This is a genomic window from Nocardia sp. NPDC006982, from assembly GCF_042869435.1.
Lineage (GTDB): Bacteria > Actinomycetota > Actinomycetes > Mycobacteriales > Mycobacteriaceae > Nocardia.
Map to the genome: position 1 here is coordinate 936,944 of NZ_JBIAFV010000001.1, position 26,231 is coordinate 963,174.

Genomic DNA, 26,231 nt, shown 5'->3' on the forward strand with positions numbered 1-26,231 from the left:
CGCACTGAGCGACAACCCCGCGGCACTGAGACGGCGGGGCGTCACCACCTCAACTGTCGAAGGCGTCGAGAAGCTGTTCGGCGGCCAGTGCGGCGGTCGAAGTTCCCTCGCGCACCTGCTTCTCCACTTGTGCGCGAATGGCTTTGACGTTCGGGTTCTCCGCGAGTCGGCGCAGCAGTTGGTCGTGCACCATGGTCCATGTCCAGTCGACCTGTTGGCGGCGCCGCTTCTCGGCGAATTCACCGGCCTCGGTGAGCAACCGGCGGTGGTCGAGGACGGTGTCCCAGAACTTGTCCAGCCCATGGCCTTGCAGACCGCTCATGGTGAGCACCGGCGGGCGCCAGAGCGCGTCGTGCGGATGGATGAGGCGCAGCGCCCCGGCCAATTCGCGGGCGGCGGCCTTCGCCTCGATCTCGTATTTGCCGTCGGCCTTGTTCACCGCGACCAGGTCGGCGAGTTCCAGGACACCTTTCTTGATGCCCTGCAACTGATCTCCGGTGCGGGCCAAGGTCAGAAAGCAGAACACATCGACCATGTTGGCGACCGTCACCTCGGACTGGCCGACACCGACGGTCTCCACCAGGATCACGTCGTAGCCCGCGGCCTCGAGCACCACGATGGTCTCGCGGGTCGCCTTGGCGACGCCGCCGAGGGTGCCCGCGGTCGGCGACGGACGGATATAGGCGTTGCGCTCCAACGACAGTCGCGCCATGCGGGTCTTGTCACCCAGGATGGAGCCGCCGGTGCGGGTCGAGGACGGGTCGACGGCCAGCACCGCGACCCGATGCCCCTTGCCGATCAGATCCATACCGAGCGCATCGATGAACGTCGACTTGCCGACGCCGGGGACACCGGTGATGCCGACACGATTCGAGGTGACCGTATCGGTCGGCGGGGTCAGTTGCAGCAGCAGTTGCTGCGCAAGCTCCCGATGATCGGCCCTGGTCGACTCGACCAGGGTGATGGCCCGGGCAAGGGCGGCCCGCTCCTGAGAGCGGACCGACTGCGCGAGTGCGTCGACATCTATTACGCGCTTCGCACCCGTCGCCCGAGCACCACCGCTGCTCGAATCGCTGCGCGATGCTGGAGTCATTCGCCGCTGCCGCCGCCGATCTCGTGACCGAGTTCGCCCGCCAACTTCTTCAGCAGATCGATCGCGGCGTCCGCGATCACCGTGCCGGGCGGGAAGATCGCGGCCGCACCCGCCGCGTACAGCTCCTCGAAGTCACCTGGCGGGATGACGCCGCCGACGATGACCATGATGTCGGGTCGCCCGACATCGGCCAGTGCCTGCCGCAGGGCGGGCACCAGCGTGAGGTGGCCGGCCGCCAGCGAGGACACACCGACGACGTGTACGTCGTTATCGGCCGCCTGCTGCGCCACCTCTTCCGGGGTCTGGAACAGCGGGCCCACATCGACGTCGAAGCCGAGGTCGGCGAAGGCCGTGGCAATCACCTTCTGACCTCGGTCGTGCCCGTCCTGGCCCATCTTGGCGACCAGGATGCGCGGGCGCCGTCCCTCCGCCTCGGCGAATTCCTCGACGAGTTCGATCGCCTTGCTGATATTTGTCACCTTCCCGGCCTCGTCGCGGTATACACCGGAGAGCGTACGAATCTCGGCCTGGTGGCGGCCGTACACCTTTTCCAGCGCATCGGAGATCTCACCGACGGTGGCCTTCGCACGCGCGGCGTTGATGGCCAGCGCGAGCAGGTTGTTCTCCATGCCACCCTCGGAAGAGGCCGCCGCACGGGACAATTCGCCCAGCGCCCGTTCCACCTCGGCCGAATCGCGTTCGGCACGAAGCCGGTTCAGCTTCTCGATCTGTTCGGCGCGCACCCGCGAATTCTCGACCTTGAGGACCTCGACCTGCTGGTCCTCTTCGACCTGGTACTTGTTCACGCCGATCACGGGCTGTTGACCGGTATCGATGCGGGCCTGCGTGCGAGCTGCCGCCTCCTCGATGCGCAGCTTCGGGATGCCCTCGCCGATCGCCTGCGCCATACCGCCGTGCGCCTCGACCTCGGCGATATGCGCGCGGGCGCGGTTGGCCAGCTGGTGGGTGAGCCATTCCACATAGTACGAACCACCCCAGGGGTCGATCGGGCGGGTGGTGTTGGACTCCTGCTGAATCAGCAGCTGGGTATTGCGGGCGATACGCGCGGAGAAGTCCGTCGGCAGGGCCAGCGCCTCGTCGAGGGCGTTGGTGTGCAGCGACTGGGTGTGGCCCTGGGTCGCGGCCATCGCCTCGATGCAGGTGCGCGCCACATTGTTGTAGGCGTCCTGCGCGGTCAGCGACCAACCCGAGGTCTGCGAATGCGTCCGCAGCGAAAGCGATTTCGCGCTCTTGGGCTCGAACTTCGCGACCAGTTCACTCCAGAGCAGCCGTCCCGCACGGAGTTTGGCGACTTCCATGAAGAAGTTCATGCCGATGGCCCAGAAGAACGACAGCCGCGGCGCGAACTTGTCGACCTCCATGCCCGCGGCGATACCCGCGCGAATGTACTCGACACCGTCGGCGAGGGTGTAGGCCAGTTCCAGATCGGCCGTGGCTCCGGCCTCCTGGATGTGGTAGCCGGAGATGGAGATCGAGTTGAACTTCGGCATCTTCGCGCTGGTATAGGCGAAGATGTCGGAGATGATCCGCATCGAGGGCTTGGGCGGGTAGATGTAGGTATTGCGGACCATGAACTCTTTCAGAATGTCGTTCTGAATGGTTCCGGCCAGCTGTTCCGGTGCGACGCCCTGTTCCTCGGCCGCGACCACATAGAGCGCGAGGATCGGCAGCACCGCGCCGTTCATGGTCATCGACACCGAGACCTGATCCAGCGGAATGTGGTCGAAGAGCTGACGCATGTCGAGGATGGAATCGATGGCAACACCGGCCATCCCGACATCCCCCTGGACGCGCGGGTGATCGGAGTCGTAGCCGCGGTGGGTGGCCAGGTCGAACGCGACCGACAGACCCTTCTGGCCCGCCTGCAGATTGCGGCGGTAGAAGGCATTCGAATCCGCGGCGGTGGAGAAGCCCGCGTACTGGCGAATGGTCCACGGCTGGTTGACGTACATCGTCGGGTACGGACCGCGCAGGAACGGCGCGATACCGGGCACGCTGTCGAGCGGATACCCTTCGGCCGCAATGGCATCGCGGTCGGCCTTGGTGAAAACCGGTGGCACGTCGATACCTTCGGGCGTCGACCACACCAACTGTTCGGGGGTGTAGTTGTTCGCCTCGGCGGCGGCGCGCACATAGGCGTCGACCTGTGCGGAGTCGACGTCGGCGGGCTCGGCCGGACGTTCGGACAGCGGCACCTCGGCGAAACTCCCGATCCGGTGCTCGATGCCGCCCGGCTCGTCGATTTCGCCCGGCTTGTCGATATGACTCAATGTCATCAGGCTCCCACCTTCTCCAGCAGGTCGGACAGTGCGGCCACCGCATCGATGCGGGCCGCGAGATAACCGTCGGGGCGCTGTGCGGCGCCGAGGTCGGCGACGGCCTTTTCCGCACCGGCCAGCAGCACCGTCTCGATACCGGCGGCCCGCAACTGCTCGGCCGCCGGGCCAGCCTGCTCGGCGTAACGCTTGTCCGAACCACATAATACGGCGATCGTGGCACCGGATTCGGTTGCCGCCGTGCCGATTCCGGCCACCTCCAGCGGACCGGGGTTGATCGACTCGATACCGCCCGAGGCCAGCAGGTTCGCAATGAAGGTGACCCGCACATTGTGCTCGGCCACCGTTCCCAGCGGCACCAGCAGCGCACGCGGTCGCGCACCCTTGGCGGCGAGGTAGGCATCCGAGCGGTTGCGCAGCGCCTCGAAGGCGGCGCCGTAGCGAACCACCTGTCCGGGCCGGCGCGCGGCCTCCGACAGCGGCTGCTCGGCCAGGTTCGGGAATTCGTTGACACCGGTGACCGCCGTCTTGCGGTGTGCCACATCGGCGTCCCGGGCCGACCGGGTCGCGGCGATCCGCTCGGCGAGCAGGCCGGAGTCCAGCGCGGCCTGGTAACCGCCCGCGGCCTCGAGCTCCTGCATGAACTCCCATGCCTTGGCAGCGAGTGCGGCGGTGAGATCCTCGACGTACCAGGAACCGGCGCCCGGATCCTGCACATGACCCAGGTGCGACTCCTCGAGCAGCAGCAGCTGGGTATTGCGAGCCATGCGGTCGGCGAACGACTTCGAGACGCCGAGTTCGCCGGGCGGCAATGCCGAATCGAAGGGCAGCACCGTGACCGTGTCCGCGCCACCGACTCCCGCGCCGAAGGCCGCGAGGGTGGTGCGCAGCATATTCACCCACGGGTCGCGCTGGGTCATCATCGCCGCGGAGGTCACCGCATGCTGCGGGGCGTCACCGAATGCGGGTGCGCCGCACACATGCGCGACGCGGGCCCAGAGCTGGCGGGCCGCACGGAACTTCGCGATGGTGGCGAACTGGTCGTCGGTCGCGGCGAAGCGGAACTCCAACTGCTCGAAGGCATCCGCGATGTCCTGACCAGCTTCGGCGAGTGCGCGCAGGTAGGCCAGGCCCGCGGCCACCGCCGCACCGAGCTCCTGGGCGTCCGAGGCGCCCGCATCGTGAAAGACGGTGCCGTCCACCGTGATAGCGCGCACGGTCTCCGGACGCTGCACCGCCTGACCGGCCAGGGCGATGGCCTCCGCCAGTTCGATATCGGCGGTTCCGGCGAAGCGACTGGTGAGCGGGGCCGCACCCAATGCGACTCGAATTTCGGTCCGGTCCGCTACCTGGTAATCGTCGAGCTGCGCGAAGACCTGTTGTGCCGCTGCGGAAACCGCGTCACCCGCGGCGAGTGTCAGCGGTGCCAGTTCGAACAGCAGACCCGACAGCGCCGCGGGCAGTTCGGCCACCGGCACACCGCGCTCGCCCGCGCCGAGCCACAGTGCACTGATCCCGTTCTCCAGCGCGGCCAGGATCTCGCGATTCGCCGCGGCGCCATCGGCCGCGCCGATGAAGGCGCTGACATACCAGCCGCGATGCACGTCCCTGGTGGCGTCGCGGCCACGGACGAACGGATATTCACCCGGCAGCGGCAGTTCGGCCCGCTCATCCCCGCGGGTGTACAGCGGGGCGATGGTCAGACCGTCGTAGGTCTGTTCCTCGAGCAGCTTTTCTGGCTCCTCCGGAAGTTCGGCGACGTCGACCCTGCGGGCCTTCGCCAGTACCCCCGCCACGCCCTTGCGCCATGCGGCGTAATCGGGCACCGGCTCTGAAGCAATCGGCATAGCTGCTGTTCCTCTTCTCCTCGGCGCACACCCTCGCGTGCGCCCGAAACCGTTGCATTCGCCCAGCTCAGCGAGCACATCGGTTAACGAGCATTCGTCGGCGTTCCTTCGATGCTAGCGGCATCCGCACAGCCGGTTGACCGTGGCCGCCACTACCAACGGGTAACCTTGCGCGGTGCTCAGGCTCATCCGTGACCCACGCATCCTGGCCCTGCTCGTCGGTGGCGCGGCGCTGTTCATCGCGGCCATGCTGGTCCCGCTACCGACACCGCAGCAGATGCAGGACTGGGCCACCTCGGTCGGCCCGATCTTCCCACTGCTGTTCTTCGTGGTCCACGCGCTGGTCACGGTGGCTCCGATCCCGCGGACCGTGCTGACGGTGAGCGCGGGCGTCCTGTTCGGCCCCGCGCTCGGCATCGTCCTGGCCGCCTCGGCGACCACGGTCAGCGCCGCACTGGCGATTCTGCTCGTCCGCGCGCTGGATCGCGATCGAGTGGCCGCCCGCCTCACCCATCCAGCGGTCCGGTCCATCGATGAACGTCTCGAACGCCGCGGCTGGCTCGCTGTCGGCTCGCTGCGCCTGATCGCCTTCGCACCGTTCTCGGTGATCAACTACTGCTGCGCCCTCTCCTCGATCCGGTTCTGGCCATACCTGATCGCCACCGTCATCGGCATCCTTCCGGGGACCATCGGCACGGTCATCCTCGGCGATGCGCTCACCGGCCGTACCCACCCCGGCATGCTCGTAGTCTCCGGGGTGCTCATCGCCATCGGCGTCATCGGTTTGCTCGTCGATGCGCGCTGGTCGCAAACCCATGCGCCGGATCTCGACACCGCCCCGGTCACCGTGACCGACTGACGTCCGAGTGGTGTATGCACGCCTTGCATCGATTCCGGTTTGCGGTTGCGCGCGGACGGCTAACCCGCAACAGCAACGACCGCTCGAAGGGAGGTGACGAACGATGGCGGTACGCGCAGTCGAACCAGGGCCGAACGGCAATAACCACGACAACTGGAATCAAGACCCCCGCGAAGATCTAGCCGACGACGTCATCCGACCGTGGGGCCGATGACAACCTGAGCTAATCCACGGTCAACTCGATCGGGATGGCGAAGACATCGACCATCGCGCCGTTGCGCAATACCGTCACCGGCATCGAGACCCCGATGGCGTCGCCGAAGAGTTGGCGTTGGATGCCCTGGGCGTCGGCCACTTCCGAGCGGGCGACGCTGAGTACGAGGTCGCCGCGGCGCAGCCCCGCGTGATCGGCGGGGCCGCCGCGGACGACTTCGACGATGCGGACACCGGCATGTTGGCCGGTCCGGGCGGCGACCGATGCGGGCAATGGAGCCGGAACACCGACCAGGCCCAGGTAGGCGCGGCGCACCCGGCCGTCTTTCAGCAGGGTGCTGATGATGCGGCGCGTGGTGGCGTTGATCGGGATGGCGAGGCCGAGTCCGACACCCGCGACCGCGGTATTGACACCGACCACCCGTCCCGATGAATCCGCAAGTGCGCCACCGGAATTGCCCGGATTCAGGGCCGCATCGGTTTGAATCACGTCCTCGATCACCCGACCGGCCCGGCGGGAAGCGACTGGGACAGCGCGCCCCAGCGCGCTCACCACGCCCGCGGTCACCGACCCCGCCAACCCCAGCGGACTCCCGACCGCCACCACCAATTGGCCGACCACCAGCTTGTCCGCATCGCCGAGCACCACCGCGCCCGGCGCACCCGCGCGGGCGCGCAGCACCGCGAGATCGGAGAGTGGATCGATGCCGACGACGTCGATGCGTGATTCCACACCGTCCGCGAACACCACATCACCGCTGCTCGTCGAGCCGACCACATGCGCGTTGGTCAGCAGGAATCCGTCGTCGGTGAAGACCACCGCGGATCCGCTCCCCCGCCGAGTTCGCACGCTCGCCACATGCGGTGTGACCGACGCCGCGACGGCGATGACCGACCGCGAGTACGCGTCCATCGCCGAATCATCCAGATCCCGTTGCCGTGTGATGTCTTCCGGACCCGACAACGGGACCGACTCGTCGTCCACGCTGACCACCATCCTGCTCATCGGGCGCGCACTCTATATCTAGGCCGCCCTCTCCAGCATCCTCCGCCACATCGTCCGGTGCAGCGTGTTCGCCACAGGCGCAACCGGATTCATCCGACGTTCACCAACGGCCGCCGATCCAGCGTTGGACAGCGCGTCCGCGCACAACTGTTGCCCGAGCCGTCTCAGACGGTATTGGGTGCGACGGAGCCGGGGTGCCAGTTGGTCGTCACCGCCACCTGTCCGAGGATGCCCACGCATGCCACCGCGCCCGAACCTGCTCCGAGCAGCCGAGCGTCGTCCCCCGCCGCCGCGCAGCACCTGCCCGGCCATCGCCCGGCAGAGCTGGTGCGCGCGAACCACTCGGTTGGTGGAGATTCGTTCGACTACGCGCCCGGCACGCGATCCAGGAAGCCGTGCACACCGATGATCCGGCCGTCCTCGGCGAGAGTGATCACATCCGTCCCAGCGACCGGTGCGCTCCCGTCGGGCGAAACCAGCTCCCAGGAGAACCGGGCGGTGGTGTGGTGTCCGTCGACCGCACCGAGCTGCCGGAATTCGAAGCCGGGGAACTGCTGGTGCACGCCCCCGATGGCCGCGGCCAGTTGCTCGTGTCCGGCGACATCGGCCAGTGGATCGGTGTAGAAACCGTCCTCGCGCCAAGCCGCGGCGACCGCCTTCGCGCGCACCTCGTCATCGGTGGCATTCCATGCCGTGAAGTAGCGCCGCACCGCATCCTCGTACTGAGACATAGCGAATCATCCTCTGCTGGAAGGTATTTCGGTCCCGCCGGAAAGCTCCGGCGGATACCTCAACCTTGCCCGCTGCCGATCACGGAGTCGATTACGCGCGAGGTAAGGATCAGCGCGCGAACCACCGCGGCCACTGATGACCGCGCTCCCACACCGTGTCCCCCGCGACCACGACCAGATCGCAGATCTCGGTGACCGCACGCCGCGACGCCCAGATGTGCTCTCTACTCGGCACGATGACCGCATGCGCACCGCAGCGCGCGATGGCTGAGAGCAGCCGCGCGACCGGGTCGCCCTGCGGCCCCACCGTCATCGGGACCAGGCCGTACCCCATTCGAGCCGCGCAGCAGCGGGTCACCCGCACATCGTGATCGACCATCGATCCCGAAATATCCCACCGCACGAACCCGATCGCCCACGGTTTGGTCGACACCCCGTTGCCGAGTGACCCCGTTTCGCTTGCCAACCGCCCGACAACCTCCCATGCTTCCGACCCGCTCATGTCACCAAACCTGTCTGCCAGCACCCACCGAGAACGGTAGAAAAGCGACCGGGCGCGGCACCATGGTTTTGCGCGGATTTGCGGAAGTTGTTGACCCATTTGGCGCTGACCGGTGACGATGGTGTGCAGCCAGCGCAATACCCACGCGAGACGAGGCCACTCTGATGCGTATACAACTGCTCGGCGGACCCACCAACAACACCGGCTCGCCCCGGCTTTGGATCGATGAGGATCGACATCTGTATCTCGTGCAGGGCTACCGGGTGGCCCATGACGCGAACCGCGTCGAAATACCGCATATGCTGCTCGGCTGGCTGCAGCCCGGCACCTACATCGGCGCTCCGCTGCTCGATTCCGGGCACGGTTCCTTCACCCTCGCCGGACAGCCGATCACCGATCCGGATGCCTTGGCGCATATGCGGATTCCCGAGCACGAAACCGCGGTCGCGGTCCCGGTCGGACAGAGCCCGTGGGAATGGTAATGCAATGCTCTTCTTCACCATCGAGGAAACCAACGATCTCATACGCGAGACCCGAAGCGACGCTTTCCATCTCGAGGTGTCCGATGATCACTCCCAGGTCTCCGACGAGACCGAACCGATGCGCCGCGTGCTCGCGGGCCTGCCGCCGTTCGAGGAGGATTCCTATCCGCCGTCGTGGCGGGCCTGGGAGCAGCTCACCAGCGAGGTCGCCGGACGCGGTGTGCCGATCCGGCGCGTTCGGGTGGTCTCGGAGCCGCTCACCGACTACGTGCGATTTCTGCACGCCCTCACCGATCGCAATCAGCGCTACGGCGAGGACATCCGCTGGCTGCCAAGGCATCTCGCCGATCCCTCGGAATACACCGATGACGAATGGTGGCTGCTCGACGATACGGTCGCCTTTACGATCTTCACCAAGACCGGCGATCTGGCGGGGGCCGCGGTAACCACCGACCCCGTGCTGGTCGCCCGCTGCACAACAGTACGAGATACACTGTGGAACAAAGCAATTCCGCACCACGACTATATGCCCGGCGGGCGGAGTGGATGACCGGTGTCGAGCAGTCCCGGCAAGCCTTCGGGGCACGCTTACGCGAAGTGCGCAAGGCCGCACATCTGACCGGCGTGCAGCTCGCCGCCGACGCGGGCTGGCATTCGGCCAAGGTGTCGCGCATCGAACACGGTAAGCAGACGCCGAGCGATAGCGATCTGGCCGAGTGGTGCCAACTGTGCGGCGCCGAACTGCTGCTGCCGGATCTGCGTGCGGCACTGGCGAATATCGAGGCGCTCTGGCAGGAGTGGCGTCGCATCGCCGCGACCGGACATGCCCAGCAGCAGCGCCGCCGCATCGAGTTGGAGGCGCGCGCCACCACCATCCGCAATTTCGAGAACGCGGTCGTCCCCGGCTTGTTGCAGACCGAACCCTATGCCAGAGCCGTGCTGGAGACCTGTATCGACTTCGTCGGCGGTATCGACGATATCGATCGCGCGGTGGCGGCGCGGATCGCGCGCCAACGGATTCTGCATCACGGCACCCATCGGATCAGCATCCTGTTGGCCGAACAGGCGCTCTACACCACGGTCGGCGACAACGAGGTGATGGCCGGTCAGCTCGAACGTCTCATCGATGTGATGCCGCTGCCCCGGCTCGCACTCGGCATCATTCCGCGGACGGCGGACTTCCTTTACACCACAACATGTTTCGTACTGCTCGACAAACGCATCGCGGAGGTCGAGACCATCTCGGCGGGACTGACCATCACCCAGCCACGCGAACTCGCGTACTACGAGAAGACCTGGGCAGCGCTGCACCGGCAGGCCCGGTACGGCGAAGCCGCCCGAGCCATAATCACCGATGCGTTGAAGCTGCGGTTGACGCAGCTGTAGTTACAGTGCCGCACGGAGTTTCGCGGCATTCTCGTAATCGTGCTGCCATTCGGGGCCGGTCGGGGCGAGGATGACGCGTTCGACGCCGGCGTCCCGGTGGGCGGCGAGCAATTCGACAGCCGCCGAATGATCAGCGGGCAATGCAGGCGCGACCACGGTCACCGCGGGCACCGGGCGATCGAATCCTGCTGCCAGCGCCCGCAACTCGTCGAAGTCGGCGGCCAACTGGTCCAGGCCCGGCTGCAGGGTGATCCAGCCGTCGGCGTATTCGGCCGCCCGCCGCCGCGCCCGAGTCCCATTGCCCGCCACCAGGACCGGCGGCATCGCCGATCCGGGTGCCAGCGCCACGTCGACGCCGTTGACCGTTGCGGTCGAACCGGTGACGAGATCGGGCAGCACCCGCAGTGCCTCATCGGTGCGCCGACCGCGGTTTTCGAATGTCGTACCGGCCGCGCGCCAACCGATATCGCCGTGCGCCGGATTTCCGGTGCCGACACCGAGCAGCAACCGGTTCTCCGATACGTACTGCAGTGTGCTGATCTGCTTGGCCGCCCACGCCACCGGGCGCAGTGCGAGCAGCATGACGTTGTAGCCGATCCGGATCCGGTCGGTGACGGCCGCCGCGGTCGCGAGCGTCACGGTGCTGTCCAGCATGGGCGCGCTGGCCACGAGATGGTCGGTGGACCACACAGATTCGAGCTCGAGCTGTTCGGCGAGGCGGGCGGCGGCCCGCACATCGCCGAGGATCGGATGCGCCGGATCGGGGGTGGAGGTCGGGAGGATCACGCCGATATCGAAGGTCATGACCACAACATTAGGAACGAATCGTGAGCGTTCCAATGGCCCGATCGCTCAGTCCCATGCCCGCAACGCTCATTCCGTCGCGGCCGCCTGCTCGGCGGGTTTGCGGTGCAAGCCCTTTCGGTCGTAGTACTGGGTCACCAGGGCACCGACGACCAGGCCGATGCCCAAACCGAGCACCGCCATCCAGCTTCCACGCGCGAGTCCGGCGGCACCGTTGGCGTTGAAGTACAGGATGGCGCGCAACCCCAGGAAGACCTGGTGCATGGGTTCGAAGGTGGCCAGCCACTCGAAGTACGTCGGCGTGGCTTCGATGGGCACACTACCGCCCGAGGACGGCAGGCCCAGCACGATGAACAGGATCAGATTGACCAGCAGACCCGCGGTTCCGAGCGCGGCCAGCACCGACAGCGCGGTCACACCGACCGCGATGATCGCGAGCACGCAATACAGGAACAGCGCGAGCGGATGATCGAGTGGCACGTCCAATGCCGCTGCGACACCGAGGAATACCGCGGAGACGATCGGTGCGGTGACGATCAGGATGGCCCACTTCAACAGCAGGGTACGGAAGCGGGAGATCGGCGCGGCCGGATAGTGCACGTACCACGGACCGTATTCGGTGGGCGCGAAACCGAGGGCGGAATCGGTCATCGCGTGGATGATCATCGCGCCGGTGAATCCGGCGAGCAGCACCATGATCGTGTAGAAGAACGCGGACAAACCCTGTCCGGTGCCCTCGGGCAGCGGCCGATAAGGATCGACCACCACCTGGATCGGATGGGCGAGCATCAATTGGCTGGCACCGGCCAGCTGTGGTGCTTGGCCGCCCCCGGCAGGTTGCAACTGGGTCTGCACGGTATCGGTGAGTTGTTTGCCGACCGTCTCGTCGACGCGAGTCAACGCCTGATCGGCAATGCGCTGCATGACCCCGGTGGCGAAACTGCCCGCGCGAGGATTCGTGTGCACCGTGATAATCGGCTGTTCGACCTTGCCCGGCACCACACCGGCCGCGCCGAGAATGGCCAGCCGCTTGGTGAAGTCACTGGGGATGACGATCGCACCATAGACCTTGCCCTGGCTCAGTTGCCGTTGCGCCTCGCCGAATCCGACGACCCGCAGGTCGATCTTGTCGGTGGGCAGGCTCGCGACGAGTGCGTCGGTGATCTGATCGCCGACATTGGCGGGCTTGCCGCCCAGAGTATCGCCGTCGTCCTGATTGACCAGTGCGACAGGGAAATCGTGCAGGTTCTTGGTCGGATTGACCACGTATGCGAGATACATCGTGGCCAGCAGTGACATGAGCAGGGTGACCACGGCGATCGGGGCGATCCAAGCCCGTGGCCGCAGATGGCGGGCGGCCGTTCCGGCAATCGTCATGGGCGCACGGTAATCCGTCGCGGCGGTGTTTCGGTACCGATCCGGCGCGTATCGGTGGCTGCTCACACCCCGGCACCGACACCCATTACCGAGACCGCGATCACAGCCTCAGCGCAGCCAGCCCTTGCGTTTGATGTAGACCAGCGGGATCACCGCGGCCACCAGGGTCATCAGCGTGGTGGCGAGAAAGCCCTGCTCCCATTCCAATTCGGGCATCCAGGTGAAGTTCATGCCGTAGAAGGTCGCGATGAGGGTCGGGGGCAGGAATACCGCGGTGATGATGGTGAACACCTTGACGATCTGGTTCTGCTTCACGTCGAGCCAGGTCATCACCGACTGCTGCAGATAGCGCACCTTGTCGTGTTCGAAGCCCGCATGCTGTTTCACGCCATCGATGTCGGCGATCAGGATGGCGATCAAGCTCTCGAGGTCGCCGGTAGGCGTATCGGCCATGAGATGTCGTGCGGCGCGGGCCAATTGGAGTTGGGTCTCCTGCACCCGTGAAACGATCTCCTCGGCCGCATTCATCCGCGACATGGTGCCGCGCATATCCGCGACGCCGATTTCGCGGCCGCGGCGGTCATAGCCGTTGGTGGCCATCTCGATATCGTCGTTCATCGCCTCCAGCGCATCGCTGGCGCAGTGGATGACTCGCTCCGATGCCTCGTTCAACGCCCAGAGCAGCGCGTACATCACCCCGTGCGAGGATCCGGTGAGACTCGGATTGCGGCGCATCTTCGCGACGGCCTTGTCGAACGGGGTGAAATGCGCATCCGGTTGCAGGGTGACGAGGAACTCGCTGCCCAGTGCGAAGACGATGGTGTCGCGTTCGATGGCGTCGCCGCGTTTATAGGTCAGGACGACGGGCAGATAGATGAAGCTGTCGGTCTCGAAGACCCGATTCCGCGCGGCGGCGAAGTCGACGCCGAGGCGTTCGCGCAGCACAGCGGCCGCATCGGTGTCGCTCGTCGCGAGCGGAATCCAGTGCTGCTGTAGGACTTCGGTATCGAAGCGATCGACCGGGGCGGCGGTGACCGTGGTCATCGGCTACTGCCCGTAGGACGAATGCGCCGGCGATACCGACGACGAACCGACCGGTTGCTGCGGATGAGCATAGTGCATCGTCAGTAGTCCCGCGCTGATCAACAGGTACAAACCAATGGTGAACCAGATCGCTTGTCGCTCGAGATTCGGTGCGCGGTGCGGAGATTCGACCTTGTTGAACAGCGTCGCCATGGCAGGCTCCAATGCTTCCGTACGTCCAGTGGCCGCGCTCGCCACGATGCACTGGCGAACGCCATTGGCGGGGCACCCCGCTTCATCGGTTGATCTCGGCGCACGAATTGCGCCATCAATCATTAGAAACCCGCCGCAGCGGTCCGTCAATCAGTTGCGCAAGTATGCGCAATCGGCGATATCGGGCGACTGTGCCTGGTTACATGCGCTCGGGTGCGGCAATGCCCAGAAGTCCGAGTCCGTGCGCGAGCGTCCGTGCCGTCGAATCGCACAGTGCGAGACGGTTTTCCCGTACCTGGCCGGGCGCGGTGAGGACCGGGCAGGTCTCGTAGAAGGCCGTGAAGTCGCGCGCGAGGTCGTAGAGGTATCCGCACAGTCGATGGGGTTCGAGGGTTGCGGCGACCTCGGTTACGACGGTGCTGTAGGCGTCGAGTTCGAGTGCCAGGGCCCTTTCAGCGGGTTCGAGTGCGATCGTCGGATCGATCCGCACGGCGTGATCTCGGGCTTTGCGCAGGATGGACCGGATTCTGGCGTGCGCGTATTGCAGATAGACGCTGGTGTTGCCGTTCAACGCGACCATGCGGTCCAGATCGAAGGTGTAGTCCTTGATCCGAGAGGTGGACAAGTCGGCATATTTGACCGCACCGATCCCGGTCGGTTCGGCGATCGCTTGGAGCTCTGCGGCAGGCAGGTCCGGATTCCGTTCGGCGACAACGGCTCTGGCCTTCGTGACGGCATCGTTGAGGAGGTCCGTCAGTCTGACCGTGCCGCCCGCACGGGTTTTGAAGGGCCGCCCATCCGGGCCGAGCACGGTGCCGTAGGCGATGTGTTCGGCCTCGATGACATCGGTCGACCAACCGGCCCGCCGGGCGGCTTCGAAGACGAGCCGAAAGTGCAGGGCCTGACGGGAATCGGTGACATACAGCAGCCGCTCGGCACGCAGGGTCTGCACGCGGTACCGGATGGTCGCCAAATCCGTTGTGTCGTAGCCGTATCCGCCGTCGCGCTTGCGCACCATCAGCGGGACCGGTTGGCCGTCAGGGCCATCGACCTCTTCGGAGAAGACGACCAGGGCGCCGTCGCTCTCGACGGCGATGCCCTTGTCGACCAGCTCGCCGATGGTGTCGGCGAGCATCGGGTTGTAGAACGACTCGCCGACGTAATCGTCGGCTGTCAGCAGCACACCGAGCCGATCGTAGATTTCACCGAACGCCCGCTCCGATTCGGCGACGATCTCCTGCCACCGCCGCAGGGTGGGCGCATCGCCGGATTGCAGCGCCACCACCCGAGCCCTGGCCCGCTGCGCGAACGCCGGATCATCGTCGAATTCCGTCCGCGCCGCCTTGTACAAGCTATCCAATGCCGAAACGACCGACGCATCGCCGCTCAGCTCATCGTGCCGCCAGCGCACCCCCGGATGCTCATCCAGATATTGGATCAGCATCCCGAACTGAGTCCCCCAGTCCCCCAAGTGATTCTGCCGAATCACCGCGGCCCCGAGAAAGGTCAGCACCCGTGCGATGCAGTCGCCGATGATCGTTGTCCGCAGATGCCCGACATGCATTTCTTTTGCGATATTGGGCGCCGAGTAGTCGACCACCGTTCGCCGCCCACGCTCGAAATCTGGTACACCCAACCGATCATCAGCGAGTCGAGCCGAAACCTGTTCCCACACAGCATGATCCGACACCGTGATGTTGAGGAATCCCGGACCCGATACCGTCACTGCGTCGAACAGGCCATCGCCCGTATCCAACGCCGTGACCAATTCCGCGGCGAAATCAGCGGGCCGCACCCCCACCCGCTTCGCGACCGCAAGCGCGACATTCGACTGGAAATCCGCACGCTCTGAGCGCCGCACCACCGGATCCGTCCCCGCCAGATCCGGACGAGCCCGACCGATCGCCGCGCCTACGGCCACGGCAACCCGATCGAGCAGCGGCAATACCCCGGAAGCAGCCACGCGCAATCCCTCCTGTCCTTGTTGGACCGTGAGTATTGCAGCGCACCCGATGCCAGGCCGAACCATTTTCCCCAGCCGGCGCTGACCAAGTCACCGCGCCGAGACCGCCCTGCCTGCGGACCGGCCGGTAGCCTCGACGGGTGGCGAGGCTCGGTGTTCGAGGAAGGGAGCGGCTGTGACCGCATTCCGTGTGCGTAGTGGACTGGCCGTGCTCGCGGCCACCGGACTGCTGACCGGCTGTTCAGATAAGGCCGCACCGGAAGCCCATCCCTCCGCCACCCCTGCGGCCAGCTCATTGGCGAACTGCACACCGCTGACCGAAGAGCAGATCAGCCGGGCCGCGCAGGCCGACGCCCTCACCACCCGCCACCGTCCACCGGTCTGCGTCTGGCAGGCACAACGCGGCGCCGACGAATCCGGCCTGACTTTCACCTACACCGACCGCGAATCGCTCCAGCAGACATGGCAACGGGCCGAGAACGACGGGTTCCAGACCGAACATCTGACGATCACCGAACAGATCTTCGGCGCGACCGTCACCGCGACCGGTTTCTACATCCGCAATCCACAGGATCCTGGTGACTGCGCGGTCGCAGCCGCGGACAACGGCACCATCGTCTGGCGCGTGCAAAACAATTCCCACACGACAACACCCGATCCCTGCGCCATCGCACTCCAATTGGCAACGCTGACCATCGATCTCGCACCGTAGGCAACGAGCAGGAACACCCCGGATCTCGACAAGATCCGGGGTGTTCGCGGCTACAGCGACGGCGGCTGCCAGGACTGTCCCTGCGGCCCGTCCGGGCGGTACGGCGGCTGGTGCGGCGGAATCTGCTGCGGCGGGGTCTCCTGCCGAGCTGGCATTACCGGCTGGTGTGGGGAGGGCTGGGTTCGGGTCACCGGAGTCGCCACGCCCTCCACCGAAGCGCGGGCATCGGCCTCCGCCGCGCGCACCGCCTGTTCGATGGCCGGATCCCGGGCCGTATCGAACCAGCCCTCGACATCGGAATCGTCCTCCGGCTTGCTCTCCACATCGTCGACCGGGGTGGGTTCGTAACGGAATACGCCGTCCTCGCCCTTGGTCGCGAAGTTCTGGGCGAAGCCCTCGAGCGCCTTGCCGAAATCGCTCGGCACCAGCCACACCTTGTTCGAATCACCGCGGGCGACCAGCGGCAGGGTCTGCATGTATTGGTAGGCAAGCAGTTCCGGCGTCGGCTTACCGGATTTGATTGCGGCGAAGACCTTCTCGATGGCCTTTGCCTGGCCCTGCGCCTGCAGGTAGGCAGCGGCCCGTTCACCCTGGGCGCGCAGAATCCGGCTCTGCCGTTCACCTTCGGCCGCCAGGATCGAGGACTGCTTGGCGCCCTCGGCGGAGAGAATCTGCGCCTGCTTGGCGCCCTCGGCCGTCTTGATCTGTGACTCTCGGGTGCCTTCCGCGGTGAGGATCATGGCACGCTTCTCGCGGTCGGCCTTCATCTGCTTCTCCATCGACTCCTGGATCGATGGCGGCGGATCGATGCTCTTGAGTTCGACCCGCGCGACGCGCAGCCCCCAGCGGCCGGTGGCCTCGTCGAGCACCCCGCGCAGCTGACCGTTGATCTGATCGCGGGAGGTCAGCGTCTGCTCCAGGGTCATGCCGCCGACCACATTGCGCAGGGTGGTCACGGTGAGCTGCTCGACGGCCGCGATGTAGTTACTGATCTCGTACACCGCCGCCTGCGGGCTCGTCACCTGGAAGTACACGACGGTGTCGATATGCAGGGTCAGGTTGTCCTCGGTGATCACCGGCTGCGGCGGGAAGGACACCACCCGCTCGCGCAGATCGACCTTCGCCCGGATCCGGTCGGCGAAGGGCACCAGGAACGTCAGCTGGCCCGAGACTGTGCGCGAATATCGGCCTAGTCGCTCGATGACGGCCGCCTCCGCCTGTGGCACCAGGGCGATCGATTTGAAGACCACCACCACGACCAACAGCACGAGCACGGCGGCAACGATGAGCACAGCCATTTACGGCTCCTTCCAGACGACGGCGGTCGCGCCGTCGATCTTCATGACGTACACCGTGGTTCCCTTGGGATACTCGACCGTCGAATCGAACGGCCGCGCGGTCCACTCTTCGCCGCCGATTTTGACCAGGCCGCTGTGTTCGGCGACCGATTCCAGCACCAGTGCCTGCTTACCCGGCAGCGCATCGACATTGGTCGGGATCGGCGGCGGAGTTCCGAAGCGGCGCCGCAGAACTGGCCGCACCCCGAGCAGCAGTACCAGCGCCAGCACCGCGAAGATCACGGCGTCGGCGACCAGCCCGGTATCGGCCACCGCACCGACTCCCGCGGTGCCGAGCGCGGCGACGCCCAACATCAGCAGCGTGAGGTCCCCGGTGAGCATCTCCGCCGCCGCGAGCAGCAGGCCCGCGACCAGCCAAACGATTGCGGCCACAGCCCCACTGTAGTGGTCCGAACCACTTCTGGGGCGCGACAAACCCAAGATCACCGAGGGCCGTTCGAGGCGTCCCATGCCGCATTACCGAGCCATCGAATCCGAAACGACTGTGCGCCTATTGATTTCGATCGAAACCCCGACGCTGCAGCACTCCGCTGAACCAATCCGGCTCGGCATCCGTAATCGCAACAACATCGCGGACGAAGGACGAGGAACCTGGCATGTTTCGGAGATCACGCACCGTCATTTCGGCTGCCTGCATCGCGGTAGCCGGTCTGCTGGCCGGGTGCGGCATCGCCGGTATACCGGTCGCGGCCGAACCCGATGTTCGCAAGCTGGAGATCGGCGATTATCCGGTCGACAAATACCACTACGACCAGGATGCGCACGGCAACGGCGCACTGCTGGAAGGCATTCGGATGGCCGAGGCGATGGTACCGACGAGCCGTATCGATCCGAAATTGACCTTCGGTGTGCTCGGCGGTGTCGTATCCGATAACCAGGAGGCGGCCGACTATTACACCGGCAGCGCGTCGATACCGGTGCTCGACCGCCACAAAATGCTGGCCGCCTACGGCGCGGTCGGTGCGGACCGCCCCTATGAGCCGTTCCAGATCGATCAGCGCGGCCCCGGCCCGGACGTCACCATCATCTCGCAACTGCTGATGCGCTTCCCGAACGCGACCGAGGCCGAACAAGCGGCACGCGAACTCGAAGCCGCCGATTTCGCCGTCGCACCCGATCAGAACAAGCGGCTCGAGCTGGACAAATATCCTAATGCCCACACCCACTGGCGGCCCGATGTCGCCAATATCGGATCCTTCATCGCCGATAAGGAATTCGTCCTGCAGGTATTCATCCAGCGACCCAAGGCCGATGAACGCGATCTACTGGGCTGGCTCGGCAACACCTTCGACGCCGAACTCGCCGTCGTCGACAAATTCCGGGCCACCCCCGTGGACCAGCTCGACGACTTGAAGATCGATCCGGATGGTCTGCTGGCCCGCGCTGTCGTCCGCGACCGCCGCAACCACACGCTCGACCTGCGCGAATTCAGTGTGTACGGTCCGGCTATCGTCGTGCACACCGCCACGAATCAGGCCACCTCGCAGCGGATGATCGACGAAACCGGGCTGGACGCCTGGGCGATCGCGGACGACACCATCGTCTATCGAGTGCGCGACGAGGCCTCGGGGCCGCGTCTGGTCAACGAGCTCATCGCGCGTTCCGGTGACGAATACGATCCGATCGATGCGCCCAAGGATGTGCCCGGCGCGATCTGCCAGCGACTCAATCGGCGCGGCGACACCGATAAGCAGTACAAGCACAGCTGCTACGTCACCTATAAGCGCTATGTCGCGAACGTCAACGGCGATAACGAAGCCGACGTTCGGCAGAAGGTGGCGGCGCAATACGCGCTGTTCGCCAATAGTCTGTGACCGGCACACCAACTCGCTTGCGCCGCAACCCGAACCGGCGGTGCTAGTTTCGGGCGGGTGAGCGAGCGTGACATGTATGGCGGCGACATCTTCTCCGGACATTCGCGATCGAAGAAGCGGACCGTGCCGACGGTCGTCGCCGAACGCGACCTCGTGGTGGAGGACGCGGCGACCGGATTCTGCGGTGCCGTAGTCGGATTCGACCGCAGCTACGACGGCGAATTCGTCAAGTTGGAGGATGCGCGCGGTGCCGTGCGGCTATTCGCATTGCGCGAGGCAGCATTCCTGATCGACGGTGCGCCCGTCACGCTGCTCCGGCCCAAGGCCGCGGCGCCGAAGAAGCCGACCCGGTCGGCATCGGGTTCGACTCGGGTGGAGGGGCTGCGCGCGCAGGTCGCGAAGACGAGCCGGATCTGGGTGGAGGGCGTCCACGATGCCGCATTGGTGGAGCGGGTCTGGGGGCACGATCTGCGGGTCGAGGGCGTGGTCGTCGAACATCTCGAGGGTTTGGACAATCTGGCCGAGCGGCTTACCGAATTCGCGCCCGGACCGGGTCGACGGGTCGGTGTGCTGGTCGACCATCTGGTCACCGGTTCCAAGGAAACCCAGCTGACCACCGGCCTCGGTAAGTATGTGCTGGTCACTGGGCATCCCTATATCGATGTCTGGCAGGCTGTGCGTCCTACCGCGGTCGGTATCGCGGCCTGGCCGGAGGTGCCGCGCGGGGAGGATTGGAAGACCGGCATCTGCCGTCGGCTCGGCTGGGGCACACCGCAGGAGGGGTGGCGGCGGGTCTACAACGCGGTCGAATCCTTCCGCGATCTGGAATCCCCCCTGATCGGCGCGGTGGAGCGGCTCATCGACTTCGTCACCGAACCGGAGTGACCTGAATATCGGGTCCATTCGCTGAAATCATGTCCCACTCCGCGGAATTCGGCCCGCACGCCGACGGCGGCGGCGCGCCCGCCGTTGTGGTACTCGCGGTACCGCTGGCGGATCGATGCGCGCAGCTCACCGGGGTATCCGGCATGGACGCCCCCGAGTCGCAACCCTCCTTTATGCTCGATAATTATGTGCTCTCCTAGTGCCACGCTGACGGTGTGGGCCGGCTCCTGGCTGGCCGGTTGCAGCGCGCCCGACGACATCCTCGAGGCGCTGTACGCCTGGGCGCCGCGGCACACCATCGCCGCGGGCGATCCGTTGACCGGCGGCCGCGACGACCTGCCGTGGTCTTCTCGCGACAATCTGTCCGGCACCGGAGTCATGGCGCTACTCAAGGTGATTCGCGAGGCGATGGCACAACCCGGTGCACAGCTGCGCTTGGTGTTGCCGGTGCCCGGCGATGTGCGCGGACTGCCGACCGGAACGGCCTTCGCCGCTGATGCCATCGAGGCGGGCGAGGGAATGTTGTTCGGCGTTCCGGGCGAGGAGGGCACCGGATTGATCCCGCAGTGGCCCGATGACGACACGCTGCAGTGGACTGTCTACAGCACCCCGATCCCGGCCGCGCCGGGCCAGGATATGTCGCTCGGCGAGGCCGAATACACGATGCGTGAAGCGGTACGTGATGCCGCCGACGCCCTGATGCGCCTGCACACCACCGCCGCGGGCGCGACCGTCGACTCCGACCCCCGCGAACTCATCGAGGCCGAGCTCGCGGATTACTCCCGCCACGACTATCCGGATTCGATCCCGTTGCGCGCCAGGCGAATCCTCGACAGCGCCGACCATGTCGCCGCCATCCTCACTGTCGCCCAACGCGAACCGGCCTCCTCCCCCACCTCCGCCACCGCCATCGGCGCGCAGGAAGACCTCCTACGCCCACTGTGGGACGCGATCCGCGCTGCACGGTTGGCGGCGGTACACGCCGCGGCTCGCGGCAATTCGTAAAGCACCGGCGCAAGGCGGCCACCGGTCCCGTAGGCGCGAGAACACCGGCATCCTCTGGTTGAATAGACCGAGCGATCGCCTGAATCATCCGGGAGGCGGCATGTTTCGCATATCTCGCATTGCCGCGGCTGTAACCGCGGCATTCATCGTCGCTCTCGGCGCCCCTGCCGTTCCCGCCACGGCGATCGTGGGTGGAAATACCACCGAGGCGAGCGCCTACCCGTGGCTGGCCGCCGTCGGCAGCCCGTTTTACGTCTTCCGACCATCCGGGCAATTCTGCGGCGGTGCGCTCATCGCGCCCGATCGGGTTGTGACAGCGGCGCACTGCGTCGATGTGGCGCGGCTGCTGCCGCAGGCGATCACTGTCACCTTCGGCCGCACCGACCTGCGCTCGCACGCCGGAGTCACCGTGGGAGTCAAGGAGATTCGCATCCACCCGGATTTCCGGGAATCCGATTTCGAGGGCGAGACGGTGCACCACAATGATCTCGCGATCCTCGTCCTCGATGAGCCGAGACCGGGCCCGTTCCTGGAAATCGCCGCGCCACAGGGCGATCCGCGCGCGTATGGCGACACCGGCACCATCGTCGGCTGGGGCGCGACCTCCGAGAGCGACACCTCGAATACGCTCCTGCGATCCGCCCCCGTCCCGATCGTCACCGACACGACGTGCGCCGCCGCCTATGGCTCCGCCTTCGACCCCGCCGATATGCTCTGCGCCGGATCCCCCGACGCCGATACCGCCGAATACGACAGCGGCGATCCACTTCTCGTCGCGGGCCGACTGATCGGCCTCACCTCTTGGGGGAAGGGCAGCGCCCGCCCGGGGTTTCCCGGCGTTTACGCCTACCTCACGACCCTCAGCTTCTGATCGACAACACCAGGACGGAGTCTGCCCGAACTGGCCTGGTGGGTCCCGACGTCAGCCTGGAGCGCCGGATACATTGTCGACACCAACGCCAATCGGATGTTCGTGCTGACGGGTTGCTGACGACCGGAGTTGCGAGGTAGTCGAACATTGCCGGGAGACGACGGACCAGTCGTATACTCACGTCATGGCGGATGACCAGTCCCCCATCGGATCCCCCGAGACGCCAGTTCTTGTGGTGCATACTCGGGAACGCGTCTATCGGCTACGCGCTGGGACGGCATATAACGTCGGTCGCGATCCGGCATCCGACGTTATCGTGACCGATCCGCGCGCATCTTCGGTGCACGCCGTGCTGGAGCGGGGTGCGGACGGTTGGGAAATCGAGGACGCGGGCAGCCTCAACGGCACCTTTTTCGAAGGTCACCGCGTCGAGCGGATGCTGATCGACCATGACGAGACGTTCCAGCTCGGTCACGCCGTGGACGGCGAGCAGTTGGCCTGTTCCATAGAGGGGCAAGAAGGACAAGCCGACCAAAAGTCCGATGACGATATCGGGGTAGACACGATGATCGTCTCCGATCCGGGCTACGACCTCGCCGATGAAGCAACGGTCACGAAGTTCCACGCGGGTCGGTCCAGGCAAGTTTCGCGAACGTCAGCTTCGGTGGCCCGACCCAGCGCGGTCGTCCGGATCACCTCACCCACGCTTCGGATCGGACGCGCGGCAGACAACGACATCGTCGCGCAAGACCTCATGCTCTCCCGCCATCACGCCGAGCTGCGCACGATCGGCGACGGCAGATACCGGATCGTCGACCTCGACAGCCACAACGGCACCTACGTCAACGGCCACCGGATCGACGCCGCGGACCTGTCCGAATCCGATTTGATCGGCATGGGGCACACCACGTTCCGGCTGGTCGGCGACGAGCTGCGCGAATTCGTCGACACCGGTGACGTATCGGTCTCGGTGCAAAGCCTCACCGTGCGGACCCCCGAGGGCAAGGTGCTACTCGACGGAGTGAGCTTCCCGATCCCGCAGCGCTCACTTGTCGGGGTCATCGGGCCCAGCGGAGCGGGCAAGTCGACGCTGCTCGGCGCGGTCACCGGGTTGCGGCCCGCGACGGAGGGGACAGTTCGCTACGACGGACGCGACCTGTACACCGATTACGACGAACTCCGGCACCGGATCGGGCTGGTCCCGCAGGAGGACATCCTGCACAACCAGCTTCCGACGCGGCGCGCGCTGCTCTACGCGGCCGAACTGCGCTTCCCCGGTGATACGCGCAGCGAGGAGCGCGAACAGCGGGTCGACGAGGTGCTCGACGAGCTCGGTTTGGCGCGGCACGCCGATACCCGCATCGATAAGCTCTCCGGCGGACAGCGTAAACGCGTGAGCGTCGCAGTGGAGTTGCTGACCAAACCGTCCCTGTTGTTTCTGGACGAACCGACCTCCGGCCTCGACCCGGGCCTGGACAAAACGGTCATGGAAATGCTGTCCGAACTGGCGCACGACGGGCGGACCGTCATCGTCGTTACGCACAGCGTGGCCAATCTTGATTTCTGCGACCGCCTGCTGGTCCTGGTGCCCGGCGGTCAGCTTGCCTATTATGGGCCGCCGGCGGAGGGGCTGCAGCAGTTCGCACATCGCAGCTGGGCCGAGGTGTTCCAGACATTCGACCGCGAGGAAGACCGCGACTGGGCCGGTGAGTTCCGGACTTCGCCACGCTTCGAGAACTACGTGGCGGTCGGATTGACCGACGATGTCGGCCCAGCGGAAGTGCACACACCGGCGCCGCCGCCTGCGCAGCAGTCCAAGCTTGCCCAGCTCAGTACCTTGTGCCGGCGATATCTGGCGGTGATTGCCTCGGACCGAAGCTATATGGCGCTCCTCGGCGTGATGCCCGTGCTTCTCGGTGGTTTGATCGCCGCAGTGCCGTCAGGCGAGGGATTCGCCGGGCCGCCGGGATCCAACGTCGATGCCCCGACCAAACTTATGGTTCTGGCATTCGCGGCATGCTTCGTCGGCACCGGCAACTCGATTCGCGAGATCGTCAAGGAACAGACGATCTACCGCAGAGAACGCGCGGCAGGCCTGTCGGCGGGGGTCTATCTGATGTCGAAACTGCTGGTCCTGAGCGTGATCACCACCCTTCAGGCGGCGGTGTTGGTCTTGGTCGGCACCATCAATGTGGATATGCCGTCCAAGGGGCTCTTCACGTCTGTCGAGCTGGAGCTGATCCTGGCGATGGCGCTGCTCGGGATCGCATCGCTGGCATTGGGCTTGCTGGTGTCGGTGTCGGTGAACACCTCGGAGAAGACACTGCCGCTACTGATTGTGCTGTCGATGGCACAGCTTGTGCTCACCGGCGGGCTGGTGCGGCTCCCCGGCACACTCGGCCTAGAGCAACTGGCCTACATATCGCCATCCCGTTGGGGGTTCGGAGCGGGAGCCGCCACCCTCGACCTCGACACTCTCACACCGCACACGGGCGCAGCCGACCCGCTGTGGAAACACACCATGGGCACGTGGCTGCTCGACATGGGAGTCGTCGCCGGGCTAGGGGCCGTCTTCCTCGCGCTGGCCTGGTACCGCCTATATCAGCTGCGGCCACGGCGCCGCGGTGCCCGCCGCGCGAGGCTTTGACGCGCCAGCGACGCAACCTGACGGCGCGTCGGGCTGGTGCCATCGACGTCCCTTCGAAAGCTAGGTTGTCGTGGCGGGGCGTCGCGGCGGGGTGCAGCAGTCGATTGCACACGAGGCACCGTTTACGGTGCAGCCGTAGCCTGGAATGTCGCCGAGTCGGCGTGGCGATGTACCGGTCAGGTGCTCGTTGATCAGTTCGACGACCAACTGGGCGAAGCGGGGATCGGTGCCAGGGGTGGCGGCCCTGGCGAACGCCATGCCGAGTTCCTCCGCCTTCTTCCTGGCTTCGTTGTCCAGATCCCAGATGACCTCGAGGTGATCGGAGACGAACCCGACCGGGCAGACCACGACCGCATCCACACCCTTGCCGGACAGATCCTCGAGATGATCGACGATATCCGGATCGAGCCAAGGGATCCGCGGTGGCCCGGAGCGGGACTGCCACACCAGGTCATAATCGGCGAATCCCGTTGCGGCGGCACATAATCGGGCGGCCTCGGCGACCTGACGACTGTACAGACGGCCACCGTCGGCAGGCGGTCCCGCGGAAATATCGGCCGATACCGGTATCGAGTGCGCAGTGAACACCAGTCGAGCGCCTTCCTGGCGCTCTGCGGGAAGAGAACCAACCGCAGCACGAATCGCCGCAGCAAACGCCTCGATCAACAGCGGATGATCGAAGTACTGCCGCAACTTCACCAGTTCCGGCGCGTCCGGCCCGAAAGCGGCACGCGCCCTTGCGATGTCCTCGTCGTACTGCAGGCAGCCGGAGTATCCACCCCACGCCGAGGTCGGGAACACCAGGGCCGACCGCACACCGTCGGCGGCCATGCGTGCGACGGCGTCCTCGACCATCGGATCCCAGTTGCGGTTACCGAAGTACACCGGCAATTCGATTCCGGCACCGGCCAATTCGCGCTCCACCGCGGCGATGATGTCGCGGTTGAGCGCATTGATCGGGGAGACACCGCCGAAGTGCAGGTAATGCTGCGCGACCTCCTCGAGACGTTCGCGCGGCACATTCCGCCCCCGCGTGACATTCTCCAGGAACGGCATCACGTCCTCGGGGCGTTCCGGACCGCCGAAGGACAGCAGTAGCAGCGCATCCACTTTCCCGGCGGCGGCATCCGCGGCCACGGCTCC

25 protein-coding genes are annotated in these 26,231 nt (G+C 65.9%); 11 read left to right on the forward strand and 14 right to left on the reverse strand.

Translation table 11 applies throughout. The features are described from left to right. Positions 1-49: 49 nt before the first annotated feature. Genes meaB through ACFYOW_RS04080 form a run of 3 tightly spaced genes read right to left on the reverse strand, consistent with a single transcriptional unit; the run spans position 50 to position 5,237 of the window. Positions 50-1,093, reverse strand: coding sequence for a methylmalonyl Co-A mutase-associated GTPase MeaB (gene meaB, locus ACFYOW_RS04070; RefSeq protein ID WP_387284321.1), 1,044 nt, complete (start codon positions 1,091-1,093; stop codon positions 50-52). Further along, on the reverse strand, positions 1,090-3,390 hold the full coding sequence (scpA, locus tag ACFYOW_RS04075; RefSeq protein WP_387284323.1) for a methylmalonyl-CoA mutase: 2,301 nt from the start codon (positions 3,388-3,390) through the stop codon (positions 1,090-1,092). Before scpA ends, meaB begins: the two co-directional genes overlap by 4 nt. Next, positions 3,390-5,237 (reverse strand): methylmalonyl-CoA mutase family protein, encoded by a 1,848-nt coding sequence (locus tag ACFYOW_RS04080; RefSeq protein WP_387284325.1) that lies wholly within the window; start codon positions 5,235-5,237, stop codon positions 3,390-3,392. Before ACFYOW_RS04080 ends, scpA begins: the two co-directional genes overlap by 1 nt. Before the next feature lie 175 nt (positions 5,238-5,412). On the opposite strand from ACFYOW_RS04080, the gene ACFYOW_RS04085 reads away from it, so the two are divergent. Then, positions 5,413-6,096, forward strand: a complete 684-nt coding sequence (locus tag ACFYOW_RS04085) for a TVP38/TMEM64 family protein (protein WP_387284327.1) — start codon at positions 5,413-5,415, stop codon at positions 6,094-6,096. Between the two features lie 223 nt (positions 6,097-6,319). Here ACFYOW_RS04085 and ACFYOW_RS04090 read toward each other — a convergent pair whose 3' ends face one another. The 3 genes from ACFYOW_RS04090 to ACFYOW_RS04100 form a co-directional block, all read right to left on the reverse strand. Further along, complete coding sequence (locus ACFYOW_RS04090; protein ID WP_387285995.1) at positions 6,320-7,222, reverse strand: S1C family serine protease; 903 nt, start codon at positions 7,220-7,222, stop codon at positions 6,320-6,322. A 458-nt stretch (positions 7,223-7,680) separates the two neighbouring features. Next, a complete protein-coding gene (locus tag ACFYOW_RS04095; protein WP_387284328.1) occupies positions 7,681-8,046 on the reverse strand; it encodes a nuclear transport factor 2 family protein in 366 nt (121 codons plus the stop codon). Positions 8,047-8,155: 109 nt separating this feature from the next. Continuing rightward, positions 8,156-8,548 carry a hypothetical protein gene (locus ACFYOW_RS04100; RefSeq protein WP_387284330.1) on the reverse strand — a complete coding sequence of 131 codons (393 nt, stop codon included), beginning with the start codon at positions 8,546-8,548 and terminating at the stop codon, positions 8,156-8,158. 164 nt (positions 8,549-8,712) lie between these two features. On the opposite strand from ACFYOW_RS04100, the gene ACFYOW_RS04105 reads away from it, so the two are divergent. The 3 genes from ACFYOW_RS04105 to ACFYOW_RS04115 are packed head-to-tail and all read left to right on the forward strand — an operon-like array spanning position 8,713 to position 10,416. Next, positions 8,713-9,030 carry a hypothetical protein gene (locus ACFYOW_RS04105; RefSeq protein WP_040691888.1) on the forward strand — a complete coding sequence of 106 codons (318 nt, stop codon included), beginning with the start codon at positions 8,713-8,715 and terminating at the stop codon, positions 9,028-9,030. A gap of 4 nt (positions 9,031-9,034) precedes the next feature. Beyond that, a complete protein-coding gene (locus ACFYOW_RS04110) occupies positions 9,035-9,580 on the forward strand; it encodes a DUF6879 family protein (protein WP_387284332.1) in 546 nt (181 codons plus the stop codon). Continuing rightward, complete coding sequence (locus ACFYOW_RS04115) at positions 9,577-10,416, forward strand: helix-turn-helix domain-containing protein (RefSeq protein ID WP_387284334.1); 840 nt, start codon at positions 9,577-9,579, stop codon at positions 10,414-10,416. Before ACFYOW_RS04110 ends, ACFYOW_RS04115 begins: the two co-directional genes overlap by 4 nt. Here the strand turns inward: ACFYOW_RS04115 and ACFYOW_RS04120 are convergent, their stop codons facing one another. The 5 genes from ACFYOW_RS04120 to argS form a co-directional block, all read right to left on the reverse strand. Next, positions 10,417-11,220 (reverse strand): LLM class flavin-dependent oxidoreductase, encoded by an 804-nt coding sequence (locus ACFYOW_RS04120; RefSeq protein WP_387284336.1) that lies wholly within the window; start codon positions 11,218-11,220, stop codon positions 10,417-10,419. A 69-nt stretch (positions 11,221-11,289) separates the two neighbouring features. Further along, complete coding sequence (locus ACFYOW_RS04125; protein ID WP_387284338.1) at positions 11,290-12,597, reverse strand: YhgE/Pip domain-containing protein; 1,308 nt, start codon at positions 12,595-12,597, stop codon at positions 11,290-11,292. 108 nt (positions 12,598-12,705) lie between these two features. After that, entirely contained in the window at positions 12,706-13,641 is a 936-nt protein-coding gene (locus ACFYOW_RS04130) for a CorA family divalent cation transporter (RefSeq protein ID WP_387284340.1), read from the reverse strand. Between the two features lie 3 nt (positions 13,642-13,644). Further along, positions 13,645-13,833 (reverse strand): hypothetical protein, encoded by a 189-nt coding sequence (locus ACFYOW_RS04135; protein ID WP_063040332.1) that lies wholly within the window; start codon positions 13,831-13,833, stop codon positions 13,645-13,647. Between the two features lie 199 nt (positions 13,834-14,032). Next, on the reverse strand, positions 14,033-15,754 hold the full coding sequence (argS, locus tag ACFYOW_RS04140) for an arginine--tRNA ligase (protein WP_387285997.1): 1,722 nt from the start codon (positions 15,752-15,754) through the stop codon (positions 14,033-14,035). A gap of 217 nt (positions 15,755-15,971) precedes the next feature. On the opposite strand from argS, the gene ACFYOW_RS04145 reads away from it, so the two are divergent. Further along, positions 15,972-16,508, forward strand: coding sequence for a DUF3558 family protein (locus ACFYOW_RS04145; RefSeq protein ID WP_387284342.1), 537 nt, complete (start codon positions 15,972-15,974; stop codon positions 16,506-16,508). Positions 16,509-16,558: 50 nt separating this feature from the next. On the opposite strand, the gene ACFYOW_RS04150 is transcribed toward ACFYOW_RS04145, so the two are convergent. Both ACFYOW_RS04150 and ACFYOW_RS04155 read right to left on the reverse strand, forming a co-directional pair. Then, positions 16,559-17,806 (reverse strand): SPFH domain-containing protein, encoded by a 1,248-nt coding sequence (locus tag ACFYOW_RS04150; RefSeq protein WP_387284344.1) that lies wholly within the window; start codon positions 17,804-17,806, stop codon positions 16,559-16,561. Beyond that, positions 17,807-18,238: an NfeD family protein gene (locus ACFYOW_RS04155; protein ID WP_387284346.1), complete on the reverse strand. Its 432-nt coding sequence runs from the start codon at positions 18,236-18,238 to the stop codon at positions 17,807-17,809. Between the two features lie 224 nt (positions 18,239-18,462). Between ACFYOW_RS04155 and ACFYOW_RS04160 the strand changes: the two genes are divergently transcribed. From ACFYOW_RS04160 to ACFYOW_RS04185, 6 genes are all read left to right on the forward strand, one after another. After that, positions 18,463-19,680 (forward strand): hypothetical protein, encoded by a 1,218-nt coding sequence (locus ACFYOW_RS04160; RefSeq protein WP_387284348.1) that lies wholly within the window; start codon positions 18,463-18,465, stop codon positions 19,678-19,680. A 57-nt stretch (positions 19,681-19,737) separates the two neighbouring features. Beyond that, positions 19,738-20,565, forward strand: coding sequence for a DUF3097 domain-containing protein (locus ACFYOW_RS04165; protein ID WP_387284350.1), 828 nt, complete (start codon positions 19,738-19,740; stop codon positions 20,563-20,565). 29 nt (positions 20,566-20,594) lie between these two features. Beyond that, positions 20,595-20,765, forward strand: a complete 171-nt coding sequence (locus tag ACFYOW_RS04170) for a hypothetical protein (RefSeq protein WP_387284352.1) — start codon at positions 20,595-20,597, stop codon at positions 20,763-20,765. Next, entirely contained in the window at positions 20,752-21,570 is an 819-nt protein-coding gene (locus ACFYOW_RS04175) for a hypothetical protein (protein WP_387284354.1), read from the forward strand. The genes ACFYOW_RS04170 and ACFYOW_RS04175 overlap by 14 nt, the downstream gene beginning before the upstream one ends. Positions 21,571-21,670: 100 nt before the next feature. Beyond that, positions 21,671-22,441, forward strand: coding sequence for a S1 family peptidase (locus tag ACFYOW_RS04180; protein ID WP_387284356.1), 771 nt, complete (start codon positions 21,671-21,673; stop codon positions 22,439-22,441). 184 nt (positions 22,442-22,625) lie between these two features. Next, positions 22,626-25,088: an FHA domain-containing protein gene (locus ACFYOW_RS04185; RefSeq protein WP_387284358.1), complete on the forward strand. Its 2,463-nt coding sequence runs from the start codon at positions 22,626-22,628 to the stop codon at positions 25,086-25,088. A 60-nt stretch (positions 25,089-25,148) separates the two neighbouring features. Here the strand turns inward: ACFYOW_RS04185 and ACFYOW_RS04190 are convergent, their stop codons facing one another. After that, positions 25,149-26,225, reverse strand: a complete 1,077-nt coding sequence (locus ACFYOW_RS04190; RefSeq protein WP_387284360.1) for a ferrochelatase — start codon at positions 26,223-26,225, stop codon at positions 25,149-25,151. Positions 26,226-26,231: the final 6 nt, after the last annotated feature.